The organism is Streptomyces sp. NPDC048411, assembly GCF_040704695.1.
Taxonomy (GTDB): Bacteria; Actinomycetota; Actinomycetes; order Streptomycetales; family Streptomycetaceae; genus Streptomyces.
Genome location: NZ_JBEZKL010000073.1, coordinates 1 through 20,269, shown reverse-complemented (window position 1 = coordinate 20,269; position 20,269 = coordinate 1). Strand labels below are relative to the sequence as shown.

The 20,269-nt window shown below is 67.7% G+C and carries 18 protein-coding genes, 2 tRNA genes and 1 pseudogene; 14 read left to right on the top strand and 7 right to left on the bottom strand.

Annotated elements, in window-relative coordinates; translation table 11 throughout:
- Position 1: 1 nt before the first annotated feature.
- From yidD to rpmH, 3 genes are read right to left on the bottom strand one after another with little or no spacing between them, the layout of a single operon-like run.
- Positions 2-361: a membrane protein insertion efficiency factor YidD gene (gene yidD, locus AB0915_RS24050; RefSeq protein ID WP_366693037.1), complete on the bottom strand. Its 360-nt coding sequence runs from the start codon at positions 359-361 to the stop codon at positions 2-4.
- Positions 358-729: a ribonuclease P protein component gene (gene rnpA / locus AB0915_RS24045; RefSeq protein ID WP_078840444.1), complete on the bottom strand. Its 372-nt coding sequence runs from the start codon at positions 727-729 to the stop codon at positions 358-360. The genes yidD and rnpA overlap by 4 nt, the downstream gene beginning before the upstream one ends.
- Before the next feature lie 18 nt (positions 730-747).
- Positions 748-885: a 50S ribosomal protein L34 gene (gene rpmH / locus AB0915_RS24040; RefSeq protein ID WP_030930485.1), complete on the bottom strand. Its 138-nt coding sequence runs from the start codon at positions 883-885 to the stop codon at positions 748-750.
- Between the two features lie 380 nt (positions 886-1,265).
- On the opposite strand from rpmH, the gene dnaA reads away from it, so the two are divergent.
- From dnaA to AB0915_RS23995, 9 genes are all read left to right on the top strand, one after another.
- Positions 1,266-3,062: a chromosomal replication initiator protein DnaA gene (dnaA, locus tag AB0915_RS24035; RefSeq protein WP_366693036.1), complete on the top strand. Its 1,797-nt coding sequence runs from the start codon at positions 1,266-1,268 to the stop codon at positions 3,060-3,062.
- A 1,052-nt stretch (positions 3,063-4,114) separates the two neighbouring features.
- Complete coding sequence (dnaN, locus tag AB0915_RS24030) at positions 4,115-5,245, top strand: DNA polymerase III subunit beta (protein ID WP_030930479.1); 1,131 nt, start codon at positions 4,115-4,117, stop codon at positions 5,243-5,245.
- A gap of 131 nt (positions 5,246-5,376) precedes the next feature.
- Positions 5,377-6,255: a phosphogluconate dehydrogenase (NAD(+)-dependent, decarboxylating) gene (gene gnd, locus AB0915_RS24025; protein ID WP_366693035.1), complete on the top strand. Its 879-nt coding sequence runs from the start codon at positions 5,377-5,379 to the stop codon at positions 6,253-6,255.
- 84 nt (positions 6,256-6,339) lie between these two features.
- Positions 6,340-7,470 carry a DNA replication/repair protein RecF gene (gene recF / locus AB0915_RS24020; protein WP_366693034.1) on the top strand — a complete coding sequence of 377 codons (1,131 nt, stop codon included), beginning with the start codon at positions 6,340-6,342 and terminating at the stop codon, positions 7,468-7,470.
- The gene (locus AB0915_RS24015) at positions 7,467-8,048 is read left to right on the top strand and encodes a DciA family protein (protein WP_366693033.1); all 582 of its coding nucleotides are present in this window, start codon (positions 7,467-7,469) and stop codon (positions 8,046-8,048) included. Before recF ends, AB0915_RS24015 begins: the two co-directional genes overlap by 4 nt.
- A 416-nt stretch (positions 8,049-8,464) precedes the next feature.
- The gene (gene gyrB / locus AB0915_RS24010) at positions 8,465-10,534 is read left to right on the top strand and encodes a DNA topoisomerase (ATP-hydrolyzing) subunit B (protein WP_366693032.1); all 2,070 of its coding nucleotides are present in this window, start codon (positions 8,465-8,467) and stop codon (positions 10,532-10,534) included.
- A gap of 46 nt (positions 10,535-10,580) precedes the next feature.
- Positions 10,581-13,205, top strand: a complete 2,625-nt coding sequence (gene gyrA / locus AB0915_RS24005; protein WP_366693031.1) for a DNA gyrase subunit A — start codon at positions 10,581-10,583, stop codon at positions 13,203-13,205.
- 93 nt (positions 13,206-13,298) lie between these two features.
- Positions 13,299-13,871 (top strand): DUF3566 domain-containing protein, encoded by a 573-nt coding sequence (locus AB0915_RS24000; protein ID WP_366693030.1) that lies wholly within the window; start codon positions 13,299-13,301, stop codon positions 13,869-13,871.
- A gap of 70 nt (positions 13,872-13,941) precedes the next feature.
- Positions 13,942-14,018: transfer RNA gene (locus AB0915_RS23995), tRNA-Ile, on the top strand.
- Here AB0915_RS23995 and AB0915_RS23990 read toward each other — a convergent pair.
- Positions 13,997-14,320, bottom strand: a pseudogene (locus AB0915_RS23990) (hypothetical protein); the annotation flags it as partial. The gene AB0915_RS23995 and the pseudogene AB0915_RS23990 overlap by 22 nt on opposite strands.
- Positions 14,321-14,391: 71 nt before the next feature.
- Here AB0915_RS23990 and AB0915_RS23985 point away from each other — a divergent pair.
- On the top strand, positions 14,392-14,802 hold the full coding sequence (locus AB0915_RS23985; protein WP_366693029.1) for a hypothetical protein: 411 nt from the start codon (positions 14,392-14,394) through the stop codon (positions 14,800-14,802).
- Between the two features lie 37 nt (positions 14,803-14,839).
- On the opposite strand, the gene AB0915_RS23980 is transcribed toward AB0915_RS23985, so the two are convergent.
- Entirely contained in the window at positions 14,840-15,205 is a 366-nt protein-coding gene (locus tag AB0915_RS23980) for a DUF6344 domain-containing protein (protein ID WP_366693028.1), read from the bottom strand.
- Between the two features lie 275 nt (positions 15,206-15,480).
- Between AB0915_RS23980 and AB0915_RS23975 the strand changes: the two genes are divergently transcribed.
- The 3 genes from AB0915_RS23975 (at position 15,481) to AB0915_RS23965 (ending at position 17,779) form a co-directional block, all read left to right on the top strand.
- Positions 15,481-15,615, top strand: coding sequence for a DLW-39 family protein (locus AB0915_RS23975; protein ID WP_003958712.1), 135 nt, complete (start codon positions 15,481-15,483; stop codon positions 15,613-15,615).
- A gap of 190 nt (positions 15,616-15,805) precedes the next feature.
- Positions 15,806-16,162 (top strand): hypothetical protein, encoded by a 357-nt coding sequence (locus tag AB0915_RS23970; RefSeq protein WP_366693027.1) that lies wholly within the window; start codon positions 15,806-15,808, stop codon positions 16,160-16,162.
- Positions 16,163-16,426: 264 nt separating this feature from the next.
- The gene (locus AB0915_RS23965; RefSeq protein ID WP_366693026.1) at positions 16,427-17,779 is read left to right on the top strand and encodes a hypothetical protein; all 1,353 of its coding nucleotides are present in this window, start codon (positions 16,427-16,429) and stop codon (positions 17,777-17,779) included.
- 22 nt (positions 17,780-17,801) lie between these two features.
- Here AB0915_RS23965 and AB0915_RS23960 read toward each other — a convergent pair whose 3' ends face one another.
- Positions 17,802-19,175: a protein kinase gene (locus tag AB0915_RS23960; protein WP_366693025.1), complete on the bottom strand. Its 1,374-nt coding sequence runs from the start codon at positions 19,173-19,175 to the stop codon at positions 17,802-17,804.
- 265 nt (positions 19,176-19,440) lie between these two features.
- Positions 19,441-19,989, bottom strand: coding sequence for a DNA-binding protein (locus tag AB0915_RS23955; RefSeq protein ID WP_366136023.1), 549 nt, complete (start codon positions 19,987-19,989; stop codon positions 19,441-19,443).
- A gap of 171 nt (positions 19,990-20,160) precedes the next feature.
- Between AB0915_RS23955 and AB0915_RS23950 the strand changes: the two genes are divergently transcribed.
- Positions 20,161-20,233 (top strand) — tRNA-Ala (locus AB0915_RS23950).
- Positions 20,234-20,269: the final 36 nt, after the last annotated feature.

Here is a 20,269-nt window from a genome sequence, read left to right as displayed (position 1 = left end):
ATCAGGCTCCTTGAGCATTGGGCGAAGTCTCTGCGGCCGGGCTCGGGGGTTCAGAGGCCGTCCCCCCAAGAGGCACATCAGCGGCGGAGTCCCCGGCCTTGCTGCTACGCAGTGCATTACGCAGCAGTTCGTGCCAACGCGGACGTTTGCGTGGCGGAACATGGTCCACGCCGCCGGGTGACCACGGATTGCACCGCAGGATGCGCCACGCGGTCAGCGCGGTTCCCTTGATCGCTCCGTGCCGGTCGATCGCCGTATATCCATAGTGGGAACACGACGGGTAGTAACGGCAGACAGGCCCGAGGAGTGGGCTGATCGTCCACTGGTACAGCTTGATCAGAGCCAGCAGCGGGTACTTCATCGCGCGCCCCCTCCCAGCAGCCGCTGAAGAGCGGCGTCCAGGTCTCGGGCCAGCTGTTCATGGTCGGCGTCGCCCGATCCGGGCAGCGCTCGTACGACAACCAGGCTACCGGGGGGCAGCATGGCCAGACGATCGCGGACCAGATGGCGAAGCCTCCGCTTCACGGCTGTGCGTACGACCGCGCCACCCACGGCTTTGCTGACAACGAAACCCGCACGCGGCGGGGGAGCACTCTCCCCAGTCACGTGCGGGTCCGTTGCACCGCTGCGTAGATGGACGACGAGTAGTGGCCGTCCGGCCCGGCGTCCTCGACGTACTGCGGTCGCGAAGTCCTCGCGCCGCCTCAGCCGATTCTCGGTAGGCAGCACGTCATGACCTGTACGCGATCAGGCGGACAGGTTGGCGCGACCCTTGCCACGGCGGGACGCGAGAATCGCGCGGCCGGCACGGGTGCGCATACGCAGCCGGAAGCCGTGGGTCTTCGCGCGACGACGGTTGTTCGGCTGGAAGGTGCGCTTGCTCACTCGGGGGCTCCAGAAATGATTGTGTGTTGGCGGGACATCGCCTGGCTGTCACCGTGCGCCCACGAGGGATTCGCGTAAACGCCTTAGTGCACCGCTTCACAATCACAGATCGTGATCTTTGCCCATCGGAGGCAGGCGGCAGCAGCCATCGACAACTCGACCTGGTCACGGTACGCGCGGCTACGCCATCCGGTCAAACCCGCCCCGCGAGGGCCCGCGCTGTACACAGCCTGTGGACAACGACTTGAACCTCACGGGTCGGCCTGACTACCGTGGCTGGACTGCGGTTCTTTTTCTTCCCGCCTGCCGGGCCTCACCCGTCCCGACCCATCCCGTCCCGAGAACCACACATTCGTGGGACCAGCGAGAAAGCGTGCCTTGTGGCTGACGTACCTGCCGATCTTGCCGCAGTGTGGCCACGAGTGCTGGAGCAACTCCTCGGGGAGGGCCAGCAGGGCATCGAGCCGAAGGACAAGCAGTGGATCGAGCGCTGCCAGCCGCTCGCGCTAGTCGCCGACACCGCGCTGCTCGCCGTGCCCAACGAATGGGGCAAGCGCGTCCTCGAGGGACGGCTTGCGCCGCTCATCAGCGAGACGCTGAGCCGTGAATGCGGACGCCCGATCCGGATCGCGATCACTGTCGACGACTCGGCGGGCGAACCGCCGAACCCGCCGGCACCCCCGATGCACCAGTCCCAGCAGCCTGAGCAGCACCGCTACCAGGGACCGCAGCACGACGAGCGGCAGCACAACGACGCGTACGACGGATACGGCCACCGGCCCTCGGACGACGGCATGCCGACGGCCCGCCCCGCCTACCCCGACTACCAGCAGCAGCGCCCCGAGCCCGGCGCCTGGCCGCGCACCCAGGAGGACCTCTCCTGGCAGCAGCCCCGGCTCGGCGGATTCCAGGAGCGCGACGCGTCCGCGGAGCAGTGGCGTGAGCCGCAGCACGACTACCGCCCCCAGCAGCACGACTACCGGTCCCAGCCGCCCGAGCACCAGGGTTACGAGCAGCTGCGCCCCGAGCGTCACGACATGCCGGACCCCCAGCACCGGCAGGGCGGTCCTGGCACCGGACGACCCGGCGGCGCCACCGGACCGATGGGTGCACAGCCCGCACCCGCACCCGGTCCCGGCGAACCCCATGCCCGGCTGAATCCGAAGTACCTCTTCGACACCTTTGTCATCGGCGCATCCAACCGATTCGCGCACGCCGCCGCCGTCGCTGTCGCCGAGGCACCCGCGAAGGCGTACAACCCCCTCTTCATCTATGGGGAGTCGGGGCTCGGCAAGACCCACCTGCTGCATGCCATCGGGCACTACGCGCGCAGTCTCTACCCGGGCACCCGGGTGCGCTATGTGAGCTCCGAGGAGTTCACCAACGAGTTCATCAACTCGATCCGCGACGGCAAGGGCGACACCTTCCGCAAGCGGTACCGCGACGTGGACATCCTGCTGGTCGACGACATCCAGTTCCTGGCGAGCAAGGAGTCGACGCAGGAGGAGTTCTTCCACACCTTCAACACGCTCCACAACGCCAACAAGCAGATCGTGCTGTCCTCGGACCGGCCGCCCAAGCAGCTGGTCACCCTGGAGGACCGGCTGCGAAACCGTTTCGAGTGGGGTCTGACCACCGATGTGCAGCCGCCGGAGCTGGAGACGCGCATCGCGATCCTCCGTAAGAAGGCGGTGCAGGAGCAGCTCAACGCCCCGCCGGAGGTCCTGGAGTTCATCGCCTCCCGCATCTCGCGCAACATCCGGGAGCTGGAGGGAGCGCTGATCCGGGTCACGGCCTTCGCCAGCCTCAACCGGCAGCCGGTGGATCTCGGGCTGACCGAGATCGTGCTGAAGGACCTGATCCCGGGTGGCGAGGACTCGGCTCCGGAGATCACGGCGACGGCCATCATGGCAGCGACCGCCGACTACTTCGGTCTGACCGTGGAGGACCTCTGCGGATCCTCACGCAGCCGGGTGCTGGTGACGGCTCGCCAGATCGCGATGTATCTCTGCCGTGAGCTGACGGATCTCTCACTGCCCAAGATCGGCGCGCAGTTCGGCGGCCGCGACCACACGACAGTGATGCACGCGGACCGCAAGATCCGTGCGCTGATGGCTGAGCGACGCTCCATCTACAACCAGGTCACCGAGCTCACCAACCGCATCAAGAACGGCTGACAGAGCGCCGGTACGGCTTCTGGCACAACTTCATGCACGGCGCCGAGGGCGCCCCTGCCGGACTTCCGCACAAGTCCGGCAGGGGCGTCCTTCGTCGTCTCCTGCCCACATCCATGGGGCCGGGGCACGCCTCGGCGTGGTCCTGAAGCGTTCCTGCCGGCCACCGGGAGCTCTTCTGCCGGCCTCCGGAACGCCTCCGTGGAGCTCCAGGTCACCTCGGCGGAGCCTCCAAAGGCCTCCCGGACCCGTTCCCGGCGCCATCCGCACGCCGCCGCCCCGGCCCTGGTGTTCGAATACACGCCGCCGACCTGCGGTTCTCCACAGATCTGGGGAAAATTTCCCCTCCACAGCCTGGGGATCGCGAAGTTGTCCATATTGCTTCCACAGGGGTGACTGCCGATACTCCATCAGGCCAGGTCAAGGGCCTGGGGATTTGTGGTCAACAGTGATCCACAGCCTGTGGACAAAATATTCGTCCACAGGGACCATCCGATGTTGTCCACCGGCAGCCCACAGGCGGGGCTGCGTTGTCCCCAGCTTCTCCACACCCCTGTCCACTGTTCGGCAACACAACACCCGCTTTCACCGTGCGGAGTGAAAGGCGTCACACCAGGGAGCCTGGTTGGGCTGTGGGGAACCTGGGCAAAACTGGGGACAGCCCTGGGGAGAAACACCCCTGTCCTGTGCATCGGGTGTGCAGAACTTTTGCGTGTCCACAGAAACGCTGGGTTGTCCACCGATGCCACCCACAGGACCAGTGGATAAAAAACCGGGCCTGACCTGCGAAAACGACGTTATCCACGGTTTCCACAGGCCCTACTACTACTGCCACATAGAGTTAGCTCGGATTCCGCTTCGAAGTGGGTGCTGTGCACAACTCGGCGCCGGAGCTCTCCGAACCTCTTGTCGCGACTTGACCCCGAGCAGCACCGAGTGTCGGTGCCGTACGTCAGACTGGTCCCGGGACGTCCTCCCCCTGCCATCGGCGGAGCGACCCCGACCAGACCACGAAGGCCAGCAGGGCGAGCGAGCAACAGCAGGAGGCGGTTCCGGTGAAGATCCGGGTGGAGCGCGATGTACTCGCGGAGGCGGTGGCCTGGGTGGCCCGCAGCCTTCCGGCCCGTCCGCCGGCGCCCGTTCTTGCGGGCCTTCTTCTGAAGGCTGAGGACGGCGCCCTCAGCTTCTCCAGCTTCGACTACGAGGTCTCGGCCCGGGTCTCGGTGGACGCCGAGGTCGAGGAGGACGGCACGGTGCTGGTCTCCGGCCGGCTGCTCGCCGATATCTGCCGCGCCCTCCCCAACCGACCGGTGGAGATTTCCACCGACGGTGTACGGGCCACCGTGGTCTGCGGCTCCTCGCGATTCACACTCCACACCCTTCCTGTGGAGGAGTACCCGGCGCTGCCGCAGATGCCGACGGCGACGGGCACGGTCCCGGGCGAGGTCTTCGCCTCGGCCGCTGCCCAGGTCGCCATCGCCGCGGGCCGGGACGACACACTGCCCGTCCTGACCGGTGTGCGGATCGAGATCGAGGGCGACACCGTCACCCTGGCGTCCACCGACCGCTACCGCTTCGCGGTCCGCGAGTTCCTGTGGAAGCCGGAGAACCCGGACGCGTCGGCTGTGGCCCTGGTGCCCGCCAAGACGCTGCTGGACACCGCTAAGGCCCTGACCAGCGGTGACACGGTCACGCTGGCGCTGTCCGGCTCCGGTGCCGGTGAAGGTCTGATCGGTTTCGAGGGCGCGGGCCGGCGTACGACCACGCGACTGCTCGAAGGCGATCTGCCGAAGTACCGGACGCTGTTCCCCACCGAGTTCAACTCGGTCGCCGTCATCGAGACCGCCCCGTTCGTCGAGGCCGTCAAGCGTGTGGCCCTCGTCGCCGAGCGGAACACCCCGGTGCGGCTCAGCTTCGAGCAGGGCGTGCTGATCCTGGAAGCCGGATCCAGCGATGATGCACAGGCTGTGGAGCGCGTCGACGCCGTGCTGGACGGTGACGACATCTCGATCGCCTTCAACCCGACCTTCCTGCTCGACGGGCTCAGCGCGATCGACTCCCCGGTCGCCCAGCTCTCCTTCACGACGTCCACCAAGCCCGCGCTGCTCAGCGGTCGGCCGGCTGTGGATGCCGAGGCGGATGACGCGTACAAGTACCTGATCATGCCGGTCCGCCTCTCCGGCTGATCCGGACACCGGTCCTGTCACGGCAGCGTCCGACGGGCACGCTCGGCTCCGAGCATGCCCGTCGGTCTGTCCCCGGCCGGGCGTAGGCTCGGCCTTGGGTACGAATCGGCACAACGCTTAAGGAATCTCTGATGGAGCTCGGTCTCGTCGGCCTCGGCAAGATGGGCGGCAACATGCGCGAGCGCATCCGCCGCGCAGGCCACACCGTCATCGGTTACGACCGCAACCCGGACGTCTCCGATGTCCACAGCCTCGACGAGCTTGTGGGCAAGCTGAAGGGCCCGCGGGTCATCTGGGTGATGGTCCCGGCCGGTGCCGCGACCCAGTCCACGATCGACGAGCTGGCCGCGCTGCTCTCGCCCGGCGACATCGTCGTGGACGGCGGGAACTCCCGCTGGACGGACGACGAGAAGCATGCGGTCGAGCTGGGCATCAAGGGCATCGGCTTCGTCGACTGCGGTGTCTCGGGCGGCGTCTGGGGCCTGGAGAACGGCTACGCGCTGATGTACGGCGGCGACGCCGAGAGCGTGGCGAAGGTCCAGCCGATCTTCGACGCGCTGAAGCCGGAAGGCGACTTCGGCTCCGTCCACGCGGGTAAGGTCGGCGCCGGCCACTTCGCGAAGATGGTCCACAACGGCATCGAGTACGCCATGATGCAGGCCTACGCCGAGGGCTGGGAGCTGCTGGAGAAGGTCGACTCCGTCACCGATGTGCGCGAGGTCTTCCGCTCCTGGCAGGAGGGCACGGTCATCCGTTCCTGGCTGCTCGACCTGGCGGTCAACGCGCTGGACGACGACGAGCACCTCGACAAGCTCCGTGGCTTCGCCGCCGACTCCGGTGAGGGCCGGTGGACGGTGGAGGCCGCGATCGACAACGCAGTGCCGCTGCCCGCGATCACCGCGTCGCTCTTCGCGCGATTCGCCTCGCGCCAGGACGACTCCCCGCAGATGAAGATGATCGCCGCGCTGCGCAACCAGTTCGGTGGCCACGCGGTCGAGAACAAGAAGTAACCGCACCGAGGGCGGGCCGGACCGATATCACCGGCCCGCGCCGCGGAGCACGGAGCAGGAAGCCGGGAAGGTCGGCATACACCCATGCATGTCACGCATCTCTCGCTGGCCGACTTCCGCTCGTACGCCCGGGTCGAGGTTCCTCTCGACCCGGGCGTCACCGCGCTCGTGGGGGCGAACGGTCAGGGCAAGACGAATCTGGTCGAGGCCGTCGGCTACCTCGCGACGCTCGGTAGCCATCGTGTCTCCTCCGATGCGCCACTGGTGCGGATGGGTGCGGACCGGGCCGTCATTCGGGCCGCCGTCACCCAGGGTGAGCGCGCGCAGCTGATCGAGCTGGAGCTCAACCCGGGCAAGGCCAATCGCGCCCGGATCAATCGATCGTCGCAGGTCAGGCCCCGTGACGTGCTGGGGATCGTACGGACCGTGCTGTTCGCGCCGGAAGATCTGGCGCTCGTCAAGGGCGATCCCGGGGAGCGTCGGCGCTTCCTCGACGAGCTGATCACTGCGCGTTCGCCGCGGATGGCCGGTGTCCGTTCGGACTACGAGCGGGTGCTGAAGCAGCGCAACACCCTGCTGAAGTCCGCGGCGATGGCGCGCAGGCACGGCGGCCGGTCGATGGATCTGTCCACCCTCGATGTGTGGGACCAGCATCTGGGCCGGGTGGGCGCGGAGCTGCTGGCGCAGCGGCTGGATCTGATTGCGACCCTGCAGCCGCTGACGGACAAGGCGTACGCGGATGTCGCGCCCGGTGGCGGCCCGGTGACGCTGGAGTACCGCAGTTCCGTCGGTGCGGGTGTGGAGCCCGCCCGTACCCGTGACGAGTTGTACGAGCAGCTGCTCGCTGCGCTCGCGGAGGTCCGCAAGCAGGAGATCGAGCGGGGTGTGACGCTGGTCGGTCCGCACCGTGACGATCTGCTGCTGGGACTGCGCGGGATGCCCGCCAAGGGGTACGCGAGCCATGGCGAGTCCTGGTCGTACGCGCTGGCGCTGCGGCTTGCCTCGTACGATCTGCTGCGCACCGAGGGCAATGAGCCGGTGCTCGTCCTGGACGATGTCTTCGCCGAGCTGGACGCGAGGCGCCGGGAACGGCTGGCGGAGCTGGTTGCCCCGGGTGAGCAGGTGCTGGTGACGGCGGCGGTGGACGATGACGTTCCGGGTGTGCTGGCGGGAACGCGGTATGCGGTGTCGGCGGGCGAGGTGAAGCGGATATGAGTGGCTCCGTCGATCCGGCGAAGGGCGATGCCGGCGGCCCGCAGGAGCCGTTGGGCGAGGTGAGGCAGCCGGAGGCGTCCGGTGTCGATCTGGCGCGGGTCGCCCTGCGTGCCGCGAAGGAGCAGGCTCGGGCGCGCGGGGCCGCAGCGCAGCAGAAGAAACAGGCCAGACGGGGCGGTGGGCTGCGTTCGGGCGCGCGGGCGGACGGGCGCGATCCGTTGCCGCTGGGCACCGCGATCAATCGTCTGATCACCGAGCGCGGCTGGGAGACCCCCGCGGCGGTGGGCGGTGTGATGGGCCGCTGGCCGCAGATCGTCGGTGACGATCTGGCCAATCACTGTGTGCCGCTGCGGTACGACGAGGCCCCCGAGGAGCGGGTGCTCACGGTGCAGTGCGATTCGACGGCCTGGGCGACGCAGCTGCGGCTGCTGGCGCCGCAGCTGGTCGCCCGGCTGAACGCGGATCTAGGGCATGGCACCGTGAAGTTGATCAAGGTTCTGGGGCCGGGCGGTCCGCAGCGCAGATTCGGTCCGCTGCGTGCGCCGGGAAGCGTCGGCCCGGGCGACACCTACGGCTGACCTGGGCTTATCTCCCTCTGCGCGGTTCTTTGCCCGATGTCGGCGGCTGCCGTCCCGCAGTCCGGAGAAGTTCGGCTGCGGTGATGTGCTGCCTTCTATGCGGTTTTGTCTGCTGTTTCTGTGATGTACGGGTCTGTGCAGGTTGAAATCCTGCGGTGCGGCCGAGGCGTCCCTCACCGTAGTGAGAGGTTGACAGGCCGAAGCGCTCAATGCCCGCGTGAGCCTCTTGGGGCCCCATCCTGAATATGGGGAGTCGTCAGGCGCTCATTCAGGGCGGCACATGCGGACTCAGGTACCGGCAAACCCTCATTCGTGTCGGCGCTACCGGTAGACTGGTGAACAATCCCGCATCCTTGCGGGAGTCGTCGATACAAGCCGAACGACGCAGCCGCTCCCGCTTGCCCGGAGAACGGCCTGTGCTGTGCCAGAAAGGGCGCTTCGTGGCCGATTCCGGCAACCCCAACGAGAACATTCTGTCCACACCCGGTGAGAGCGGCGAGGCGGCTGCCTCGTACGACGCCAGCGCGATCACCGTCCTCGAGGGCCTGGACGCGGTCCGCAAGCGACCTGGCATGTACATCGGCTCGACCGGTGAGCGTGGACTTCACCACCTTGTGCAAGAGGTCGTCGACAACTCGGTCGACGAAGCCCTGGCCGGGCACGCGGACACCATCGACGTCACGATCCTTGCCGACGGCGGGGTCCGAGTGATCGACAACGGTCGCGGTATCCCCGTCGGCATCGTGCCGTCGGAGAAGAAGCCCGCGGTCGAGGTCGTGATGACGGTGCTGCACGCCGGCGGCAAGTTCGGCGGCGGCGGATATGCCGTCTCCGGCGGTCTGCACGGTGTCGGTGTCTCTGTCGTGAACGCCCTGTCGACGCGCGTCTCCGTCGAGGTCAGGACGGACGGCTACCGCTGGACCCAGGACTACAAGCTCGGTGTGCCCACGGCGCCGCTGGCTCGTAACGAGGCCACCGAGGAGACCGGTACGACCGTCACCTTCTGGGCCGACGGCGACATCTTCGAGACCACCGAGTACTCCTTCGAGACCCTGTCGCGCCGCTTCCAGGAGATGGCGTTCCTCAACAAGGGCCTGACGATCAGGCTCACGGACGAGCGTGAGTCCGCGAAGGCGACGGCGGGCGCGGATGTCGCGGAGGCGGTCGAGGTCGCCGAGGAGGAAGCGGCCCGTACGGTCACGTACCACTACGAGGGCGGCATCGTCGACTTCGTGAAGTACCTCAACTCCCGCAAGGGCGACGTCATTCACCAGTCGGTGATCGACATCGAGGCCGAGGACAAGGAGCGACTCCTCTCGGCCGAGATCGCGATGCAGTGGAACACGCAGTACAGCGAGGGCGTCTACTCCTTCGCCAACACGATCCACACGCATGAGGGCGGTACGCACGAGGAGGGCTTCCGTGCGGCGCTGACCACGCTGGTCAACAAGTACGCGCGGGACAAGAAGCTGCTGCGTGAGAAGGACGACAACCTCACCGGTGACGACATCCGTGAGGGTCTGACGGCGATCATCTCGGTGAAGCTGGGCGAGCCGCAGTTCGAGGGCCAGACGAAGACCAAGCTGGGCAACACGGAGGCGAAGACCTTCGTCCAGAAGGTGGTCCACGAGCACCTCACGGACTGGTTCGACCGGAACCCGAACGAGGCCGCGGACATCATCCGCAAGGGCATCGCGGCGGCCACGGCCCGCGTCGCCGCCCGGAAGGCGCGCGACCTGACCCGTCGCAAGGGGCTCCTGGAGAGCGCCTCGCTGCCGGGCAAGCTGAGCGACTGCCAGTCGAACGACCCGACGAAGTGCGAGATCTTCATCGTCGAGGGTGACTCCGCCGGTGGTTCGGCGAAGTCCGGCCGTAACCCGATGTACCAGGCCATCCTGCCGATCCGAGGCAAGATCCTGAACGTCGAGAAGGCCCGGGTCGACAAGATCCTGCAGAACACCGAGGTGCAGGCACTGATCTCGGCCTTCGGTACCGGAGTCCACGAGGACTTCGACATCGAGAAGCTCCGCTATCACAAGATCATTCTGATGGCGGACGCCGACGTCGACGGTCAGCACATCAACACGCTGCTGCTGACGTTCCTCTTCCGCTTCATGCGGCCGTTGGTCGAGGCCGGCCATGTCTACCTCTCCCGCCCGCCGCTCTACAAGATCAAGTGGGGCCGCGACGACTTCGAGTACGCGTACTCGGACCGCGAGCGCGACGCCCTGGTCGAGCTCGGCAAGCAGAACGGCAAGCGGATCAAGGAAGACTCGATCCAGCGCTTCAAGGGTCTCGGCGAGATGAACGCCGAGGAGCTGCGCATCACGACGATGGACGTCGACCACCGCGTGCTCGGCCAGGTCACGCTGGACGACGCGGCGCAGGCAGACGACCTCTTCTCGGTGCTGATGGGTGAGGACGTCGAGGCACGGCGCTCGTTCATCCAGCGCAACGCCAAGGACGTCCGCTTCCTCGACATCTGAGTCGGCCGTACCAAGCAAGCCGCAGCTCGAAAGGACTTGACCAGCAATGGCCGACGAGAACACCCCTGTGACCCCTGAAGAGGAACCCGCAGCCGCGGGTGTGGGCATGCGTGTCGAGCCCGTGGGGCTCGAGACGGAGATGCAGCGCTCCTACCTCGACTACGCGATGTCCGTCATCGTGTCGCGTGCGCTGCCGGACGTACGGGACGGCCTCAAGCCCGTCCACCGCCGTGTGCTGTACGCCATGTACGACGGCGGGTACCGGCCCGAGAAGGGCTTCTACAAGTGCGCCCGTGTCGTCGGTGACGTCATGGGTACGTACCACCCGCACGGCGACTCCTCGATCTACGACGCGCTCGTGCGACTGGCTCAGCACTGGTCGATGCGCATGCCGCTGGTCGACTCCAACGGCAACTTCGGTTCTCCGGGCAACGACCCGGCCGCAGCCATGCGGTACACCGAGTGCAAGATGATGCCGCAGTCCATGGAGATGGTCCGGGACATCGACGAGGAGACCGTCGACTTCCAGGACAACTACGACGGCCGCAACCAGGAGCCGACGGTTCTGCCGGCGCGCTTCCCGAACCTGCTGGTCAACGGCTCCGCGGGCATCGCGGTCGGCATGGCGACCAACATCCCGCCGCACAACCTGCGCGAGGTCGCGGCCGGTGCCCAGTGGTACCTGGAGCACCCGGAGGCCTCGCACGAGGAGCTGCTGGACGCCCTGATCGAGCGGATCAAGGGCCCGGACTTCCCGACCGGAGCGCTCGTCGTCGGCCGCAAGGGCATCGAGGAGGCGTACCGCACGGGCCGTGGCTCCATCACGATGCGCGCGGTCGTCGCGGTCGAGGAGATCCAGAACCGGCAGTGCCTGGTCGTCACGGAGCTTCCGTACCAGACCAACCCCGACAACCTCGCGCAGAAGATCGCCGACCTGGTCAAGGACGGCAAGGTCGGCGGCATCGCGGACGTCCGCGACGAGACGTCCTCGCGCACCGGCCAGCGCCTCGTGGTCGTGCTGAAGCGGGACGCGGTCGCCAAGGTCGTACTGAACAACCTGTACAAGCACACCGATCTCCAGACGAACTTCGGCGCGAACATGCTGGCGCTCGTCGACGGGGTGCCGCGCACGCTGTCGATCGACGCGTTCATCCGCCACTGGGTGACGCACCAGATCGAGGTCATCGTCCGGCGTACGAGGTTCCGCCTGCGCAAGGCGGAGGAGCGGGCGCACATCCTGCGCGGTCTGCTCAAGGCACTCGACGCGATCGATGAGGTCATCGCCCTCATCCGGCGCAGCCAGACGGTCGAGATCGCGCGTGAGGGCCTGATGGGCCTGCTGGAGATCGACGAGATCCAGGCGAACGCGATTCTGGAGATGCAGCTGCGCCGACTGGCCGCGCTGGAGCGCCAGAAGATCACGGCCGAGCACGATGAGCTCCAGGCGAAGATCAACGAGTACAACGAGATCCTGGCGTCGCCGGTACGGCAGCGGCAGATCGTCAGCGAGGAGCTGGCGGCGATCGTCGAGAAGTTCGGCGACGACCGGCGCTCCAAGCTGGTGCCCTTCGACGGTGACATGTCCATCGAGGACCTGATCGCCGAGGAGGACATTGTCGTCACCATCTCGCGCGGCGGCTATGTGAAGCGTACGAAGACGGACGACTACCGCTCGCAGAAGCGCGGCGGCAAGGGCGTCCGCGGTACGAAGCTCAAGGAAGACGACATCGTCGACCACTTCTTCGTGTCGACGACCCACCACTGGCTGCTGTTCTTCACCAACAAGGGCCGCGTCTACCGGGCCAAGGCGTATGAGCTTCCGGACGCCGGCCGGGACGCACGCGGCCAGCACGTCGCCAACCTGCTGGCCTTCCAGCCGGATGAGCAGATCGCCGAGATCCTGGCGATCCGGGACTACGAGGCCGCGCCCTATCTGATCCTCGCCACCAAGGGCGGCCTGGTGAAGAAGACCGCGCTGAAGGACTACGACTCCCCGCGTTCCGGCGGTGTCATCGCGATCAACCTCCGCGAGACGGAGGACGGCAGCGACGACGAGCTGATCGGTGCGGAGCTGGTCTCGGCCGAGGACGATCTGCTGCTCATCAGCAAGAAGGCCCAGTCCATCAGGTTCACCGCGACGGACGAAGCACTGCGCCCGATGGGCCGCGCCACCTCGGGCGTCAAGGGCATGAGTTTCCGCGAAGGCGACGAACTGCTCTCGATGAATGTCGTCAGGCCCGGTACGTTCGTGTTCACTGCCACCGATGGCGGGTACGCGAAGCGGACCCCCGTCGACGAGTACCGCGTTCAGGGTCGTGGCGGCCTGGGTATCAAGGCCGCCAAGATCGTGGAGGACCGGGGCTCGCTGGTCGGCGCGCTGGTGGTCGAGGAGACGGACGAAATCCTCGCCATCACGCTCGGCGGCGGTGTGATTCGTACGCGAGTCAATGAAGTCAGGGAGACGGGCCGTGACACCATGGGCGTCCAACTGATCAATCTGGGCAAGCGTGACGCGGTCGTCGGCATTGCACGTAACGCCGAGGCCGGCCGCGAGGCCGAAGAGGTCGATGGAGATGCGGATGCCGAGGCGACTGCCGAGGCGACTGCCGAGATCACTGTCGAGGGCACTGTCGAAGGCACGTCGCCTTCGGCCGGGGAGCACGAGGAGTAGAGCGTGAGTGGAGCCACGGGCGCCGGTTCGGCCGCTTCCGGAGCTGGAGCGAACGGTGCCCGTGGCCCTGCCACGGACTCCCAAGGGGGCACTGTGACGGACACCCGGGGGCCTCAGCCCCAGTACGAGGGATACGCGACCGGGCCGCTGCCCGGTGAGCGTGAGCCCGCGCCGGGGCAGGCAGGCGGGCCTTACCACCCGCCGCAGGCGTACTCCTCGCCCGCGGGCGGGACGCAGGGCGTCGGTGGCGCTCAGGCGGCCCGTCGCCCGCGGACGGGGGCGAGGACCACTCCGCGTACCCGCAAGGCGCGACTGCGGGTGGCGAAGGCCGATCCGTGGTCGGTGATGAAGGTCAGCTTCCTGCTCTCCATCGCGCTCGGCATCTGTACGGTCGTGGCGGCCGCGGTCCTGTGGATGGTGATGAACGCCATGGGCGTCTTCTCCACTGTGGGCGGCACCATCAGCGAGGCGACCGGCTCCAACGACAGCACCGGCTTCGATGTGCAGTCGTTCCTGTCGCTTCCGCACGTCCTCATCTTCACGTCGGTCATCGCGGTGATCGACGTTGTGCTGGCGACCGCGCTGGCGACGCTGGGCGCCTTCATCTACAACTTGTCGGCCGGTTTCGTGGGCGGTGTCGAGCTCACGCTGGCCGAGGACGAGTAGGGCTGCGGGTATCGATTTTGGGACTGGCCCCGACGTGCGCTAATCTTCAGAAGTCAGCGCGCAGCGCGGCGGGGCTATAGCTCAGTTGGTTAGAGCGCATCCCTGATAAGGATGAGGCCACAGGTTCAAATCCTGTTAGCCCCACCAGTACAAAGACCCCCGGTCCACTTGGGCCGGGGGTCTTTGGCATTTGCTGCTGACATCAACGGCTGCGGGCAGCGGATGAGCGGGTCTTCCAGGGGCTCGGCCGGCATTGCCACGGCTTCGCGCTCCCCGTCGCCGACCGCGTGGGTGTAGATGCCGATGGTCATGCTGATGCGGCTGTGCCGGAGGGTCGCCTGAGCCACCGTGGGGTGCACCTTCAGGAAGGCCAGCAGGGTGCCGCAGGTGTGCCGGGCCGTGATGCGCCGCACACCGGCCCGCTGCACGAGGCGGTCGAAGGTCCTCGTGCCCCTCCCGGCAGGCTTTGCGCCGGGGCCCCGTCGCCCCGTCGCCCCGTCCGGCGCGCCTGCTCGCCGCGTTGGCCACACGTCCTGGTAGCTCCGCTGCCAGGACGTCAGGCGACGGCTCCTACGTCTGGGTCCCGCTCGTCACCACCTGCACCACCGGCACCGTCACCGTCGACGGCGTGACCCGCCACTACCGCGTCCTCGTCACCAACGACGGCACCACCACCTACAACCCGCACTGGCTCGACGCCACCGCCACCAATGAGCTCTGGCTCGACATCCCCGACGGCATCGCCCCCGCCTACGCCCCCGATCTGACCCTGGCCTCCTGCACGAGCGGCATCCAGGCGACCGCCACCGACAACACCCCGGACCCGATCCGCGACTTCACCGGCTTCGAGACCCGCAGTCCGCCACGCCATGGTGGGTACGAAGCAGGCCCCCGGCTGCCCGGCGCACGAAAAGGCCCCCGACCGGTGTGAACCGGACCGGGGGCCCTGTGCGTCAGTGGCGCCGCTCTCACGGTGGCAGGAGGGATGCGTCCCCCGCCGGGGCCCCGTGGGCGGTGCGGGCGGCACCGGTGGTGCCTGTGGCGCTCATGGCGTCCCTCATGTCCGTCAGCAGGTGCCTGGTGGCCGGTGCGGAGCCGTGTGCCTCGGCGCGGATGCGCTGCTTCATCGTGGGTGGCAGCGACCTGTCACGCGGAAGGGTCCATCGCACCGACGGGGTGGTCGCGGTTGCCGCGGTCGCACCTGTGTGCTCCTGAGTCGTGGCCTCCGGCTGCGCGGCCGCGGCGGGGGTACTCATGAGCCCCATCGACGCGAGAAGCGCGAAGAAGGCGGTGATGAAGGCGGTCCAGATGCTCTTGACCTTGAAGGTGCTCATGACCCCTCGCTTTCGGGCGGTCCGGTTTGCTTACCTTTCTGATGATGTGGATGTAGCTCTCGATTTCGCGGACCGACGCCGTGGATCCGCCGATCTTCAGATGAACACCACTCGTCTGGTGTAACCGGGCTGGACGGACCGATTCGAGGCTGGGCGGGATGGCCGCTTTTGCCCGAAAACCAGCCGGGTCGCAGGCAGGTCACTGATCGGTATCGGTCGGTGTGTATAGTCGGGCGGCAGAAGTCCCCTACGTCAAGGAAAGACGAGGTCGCGCGGTGAAGAAGCTTCTCCTGGTCGCACTGGCCGCCATCGGCGGGCTCCTCGTGTACCGCCAGATCCAGGCGGATCGCGCCGAGCAGGATCTGTGGACGGAGGCGACTGACTCCGTGCCCGCAGGTTCGGGTGTCTGAGACAGAACAACGTTGTGCGGGCCCCGGTCGCTGAGCGACCGGGGCTTCGTGCTGTTGCGGGACCATGACACCTGTGCTCTTGAATTCACCTACGCAAATCAGTAGGTTGCGAGGGCAAAGGAGCCGATGGTCTGGTCGAGGGGGCACGGGTGGGAGCACGGAACCATCGCCGTACTTCAGCAGTGGGGACTTGGATCGGCGGGGCACTGCTCGCCCTGATCGCGGGTGCGATGCCCGCCACGGCTGCAGCCCCGGCCACGACCTCTCGGTCGCCTCGACGTACTCGTACGGTGCGACGCAGCTGTTCACGCCCGCCCGCTTCCCGGGCGGCGGCGGTGGTGAGTTCACCTCGTCGGCCCTGTACAGCGGCCGTCCAGCCGCGATCAGGATGGGTTCGGTGCCGGTTGCCTGGACCAACCGCTACGAGTACCGCTCAGCGGCCCAGCCGGTGCATGCCGGGGGCGAGTTCTCCATCTCGGTGACGCTGGGCGCGCAGGCTGCCGAGATTGCCGAGAACGCGCGGATCGGAACGCGCGGATCGGTGTGATGCTGCGGGTGTCGGTGCTCGGGACGAGCGGGCCGCCGAGCACCATGCCGGTGTCCTCGCCGGGAAGCCGGACAGGGGAGAGGGCAAGAGGACCGACAAGAAGGACACTTCGGCTGCGGCCGGAGACAGCGGAGGTACGGGCGGGGCAGGATGGACCGGCGTTGCGGCCGCTGCCGGGGCGGGCGCCGTGGTGGTGACCGCCGGGCTCGTGTTCGTACGCAGCCGCCGCAGGTCGGCCACACAGACGACGAGGGGAAGCGCGTGATGAGGCAGCGCAACGGGGGCCGGGCGACGCTGGCCGCGGCAGCGGCGATGTGCGTGGTGGCGGCGCTGCCGGGGCAGGCGTACGCGGCCGGTGAGCCTGCTGCGTATACCTTCGCCCCCGGGGCGAAGACGGTCCCGGGCGCGGAGGTCAGCACCTACGCGTCGACTCTGACGCCCGGGTCCGTCTACAGGAGCTCGATCAAGCCGGGCGAGAAGCTCTACTACCGCCTCGAACTCGACGCCGGTACGAACGCGTACGTCTCGGCGGTGGTCGTACCCAAGGCCGGTGGCAAGGTCGCGTACGGGGACGGCATCACGGTCAGTATCAGGGACAGCAGGGACCTGCGGTGCAGTTCCGAGGACGCCCGCTTCGGGGCGGCGGAGTTCCCGCATCCGATCGCCGCGTACGCCTACCGGGTCACGGACAAGGACAGCAGCACCTGCCAGGACGCCGGTACGTACAACGTCCTGATCGAGCGGGAGAGCAAGGCCACCTCGACGCCCGACCCTTGGGACCTGGAGCTCCGTTACGAGTCGGAGCCGACGCTGAAGAAGGGCGGCACGGCACCGACCGAGGCGCCCGAGGACTGGCCCTCGGCGTCGCCGACACCACCCAAGCAGGCCAAGAAGGAGGAACGGCCCGGCGGCACGAGCTATTACGACGCCACCAGCCTGGAGACCGGCACGTGGAGGGACGGCATCAAGCCGGGGCAGACCCTCTTCTACCAGGTGCCGGTGGACTGGGGACAGCAGATCTTCGCCACCGTCGACCTCGGCAACAGTGTCGGCGGTTCGGACGAGTACATCGGCAACGCGCTCGCACTGTCCCTGGATAATCCGGCGCACGGCCATGTCGACGACGCCTCGCCGCTGTCGTACTCCGGCAAGCCCGCCTCGGTGTCGCTCGATCCGCTGCCCCCGGTGGCGTACGAGAACCGGTACACGTTCAGTGCCGGCGAGAGCGCCATGCGGTTCGCGGGCTGGTACTACCTGTCGGTGTCGCTCAGCCCGAAGGTCGCTCATGCCTACGGGGAGAAGGCGATCCCGATGACTCTCAAGGTGCAGGTCGAGAACGCGGCGGAAGCGTCGCCGTACGGGGGTTCCGCCGGAATCTTCGGTGTGACGCAGGACGACAAGGACATGGCCAGGAGCGGTCAGAGCGCCCCTCAAGCCGACAAGAGCAACACGATGAAGATGGTGGGCGCGGCCGGGATCGGCGCAGGCGCCGTGCTGGTGCTCGGCCTCGGGGCGTGGACGCTGCTTGCGCGTCGCCGCACGGCGGCCGCCGTGGACGGTCCAGCCGGTGGCGCGGCGGGGCAGCAGCCCTACGGGGGGCCGCCGCAGGCCTGGTGACAGCGGCTGCAGCCACCGGGCCTCAGGCCTGGGTCAGTGCCCAGATTCCGACAGCGAAACAGACCAGCGCCACCAGCAGGACCGGGATCGCCACCCTCGGGGGCGGTCCCGGACGCTTCTGCGATGCCTGCGCGGGAGCGGCGGCCAGGGGGTGGGCCGGAGGCGATGCCGCAGCGAAATGCGGGGACATTCCCGCCCCGGGGTGCGGAACCTGCTGCTGCTCGGCGGTGTATGCACGAGTAGGAGCCGGTTCGCGCCGCACTGCGGATGTCGGGGCCTGGGAGAGATCCGGTGGGGCGGCAGGGAAGGGGGAACCCGTATGCGCCGGGAGCGGAGTGGGGGCAGGGGCAGGCTGAGCCTGTCGGGGCAGCGGCGTGGGAGGCGCCTGCTGCGGAGGCGGGGCGAGATGGAAGCTGCCCGTCTCCGACATCGGGGAGGGCGGTGGGGTGTGCGGCTGCTGTGCGGCCTGGCCCGCGTGTGCGGTGTGGTCGGCCGGGGACGGCTGGCTGGGGGTGGCGATCGGGCCTGCGGGGTCGAAACCGGCGGGCAGCGGGCCGAGTTGGTCGAAGACCTCCACCGGTTCGTCGTCGACACCTGGCTCCGGCAGCATCTCGACCGCGGCCGTCAGCGCCTTCCGCGCGCCGGTGGCTGTGCGGAACCGGGCCTGCGGATCCGGCTGCAGAAGACCTGCGAGGACCTGCCACAGCGGTTCCGGGATGCCTTGCGGGGCGCTGGGGGTGCCGTGCGAGGCGAAGTATTCGACGAGGGCCCGGGCATCCGGCTTCTTCCCCTGCAGCAGATAGAGCGCGACAAGCCCTACGGCGAAGAGGTCCGCGGGGAAGTCGGGCTCTGCGCCCATCATCTGCTCGGGCGCGAAGTAACCCGGCGTTCCCACCACATAGTTGGTCTCCGTCAGGCGGGGCTCGCCCTTGCGCATGGAGATGCCGAAGTCGGAGAGCCGCAGGTGCGGCCGGCCGGTGCCGGTGGCCTCCATCAGGATGTTGGCGGGCTTGATGTCGCGGTGCACGACGCCTTCCGCATGCACCGTCGACAGTCCGGACAGCAACTGGTCGAGCAGCGTGCAGACGAAGCGCAGGGGCAGTGGGCCGTAATCGCCGATGACATGCGCAAGCGAGCCGCCGCTCACCAGATCCATGGTGAACAGGACCTTGTCGTCGTCCGCGGCCCAACTGGCCGGGGCGAGCACATGAGGATGCTCGATCCGCAGGGCCTGCTCACGGACGAAGCGCAGCAGCGTGTGTGCGTCGCTCTGCTGAAGCACCTTGGCCGCCACGTACCGGCGGCGCCGGTGGTCCCAGGCTCGCCAGACGGCGCCGACGCCACCACGTCCGATCGGATCGATCAGCTCGTACCGACCAGCGAAGACCTCACCCATTGCGCTGTGCCCGCTCCCAGTTCCTGTTTCGGCTCGTGCCCGGCTCTCGGGGGTAGTGCACCAGAATCTTTCGTTCGGCTGAGCTTGTGGGGCCTGGTACGCACATCCGCCGCGTTGTCGTCGGTCCACAACGCCCGGCGCTGTTTTCCTCCTCCGCCTGGCAGCCGCACGTACCGCCCCTGAATCCGGTCCGGACCGAAAGAAAGGTCCTAGTGCCGTGACCGGCAAGCTTTGCCTCATGGGGCAGACATTGCCGGTCACGGCACTAGCTCTGGTGTCCTTCGTAGTGCGCGACCGCGTCCGCGGTGCGGCCGGCGCCGTACACCCTGAGGAACTCTGCCAGTTCCGGGTGGGTTGGGGCGAGGGAGTCGGCGGCATCGATGATGTCACCGGCGGCAGCGACCGACCGCAGCAGCGACTGGATCTCACGCACCACGCGGCGGACGGTGGGTGCCCCGCCGCTGGTCGTGGTCTGACCGGTGCCGGTGAGGACGGAACCGCCCTGGGACTTCTTGATCTCTTCCATGCGGTCGGTGGCCTCGCCCGCGCTGACGCTGCCGTCGGCGACCTGGCCGGCCAGCTCCTGCAGAGCCTGGACACGCTGGACGACCGCGGGGTTACCGATCTTCGCCCGCTGACCGCTCATCAGCTGAGAGAGCATGGGTGCGGACAGCCCGAGTACGGCGGCGAGCCGGGCCTGGTTCAGGCCGAGATCGTCGATGAGCCGGCGAAATAGAGCGCCCAGCGGTTCCCCGTACCAGCTGCGCTGAAGTTCCCTGGCTCTTGCCGTTGCTTCCTGCTGAACTGCATCCATGGCGTCTCCCCTTCGCTGAGGCTTCGCTGCTGCGAACCTCGTCCAGCATCTTACGGAGAGTGGTTGCCGACCGGGAGTCCCCATCTTTTTGGAAGATTCAGGGGGTCACCCGGTAGTCTGGTCTGCGGCGGTGACCAAGACGCTGATGCGTCCGGTGCTGTCCTCTTTTTCGGGGCCTTAGCTCAGTTGGTAGAGCGCTGCCTTTGCAAGGCAGATGTCAGGAGTTCGAATCTCCTAGGCTCCACGTCAAGAACCCCTCCGATCTGCGGAAACGCAGATC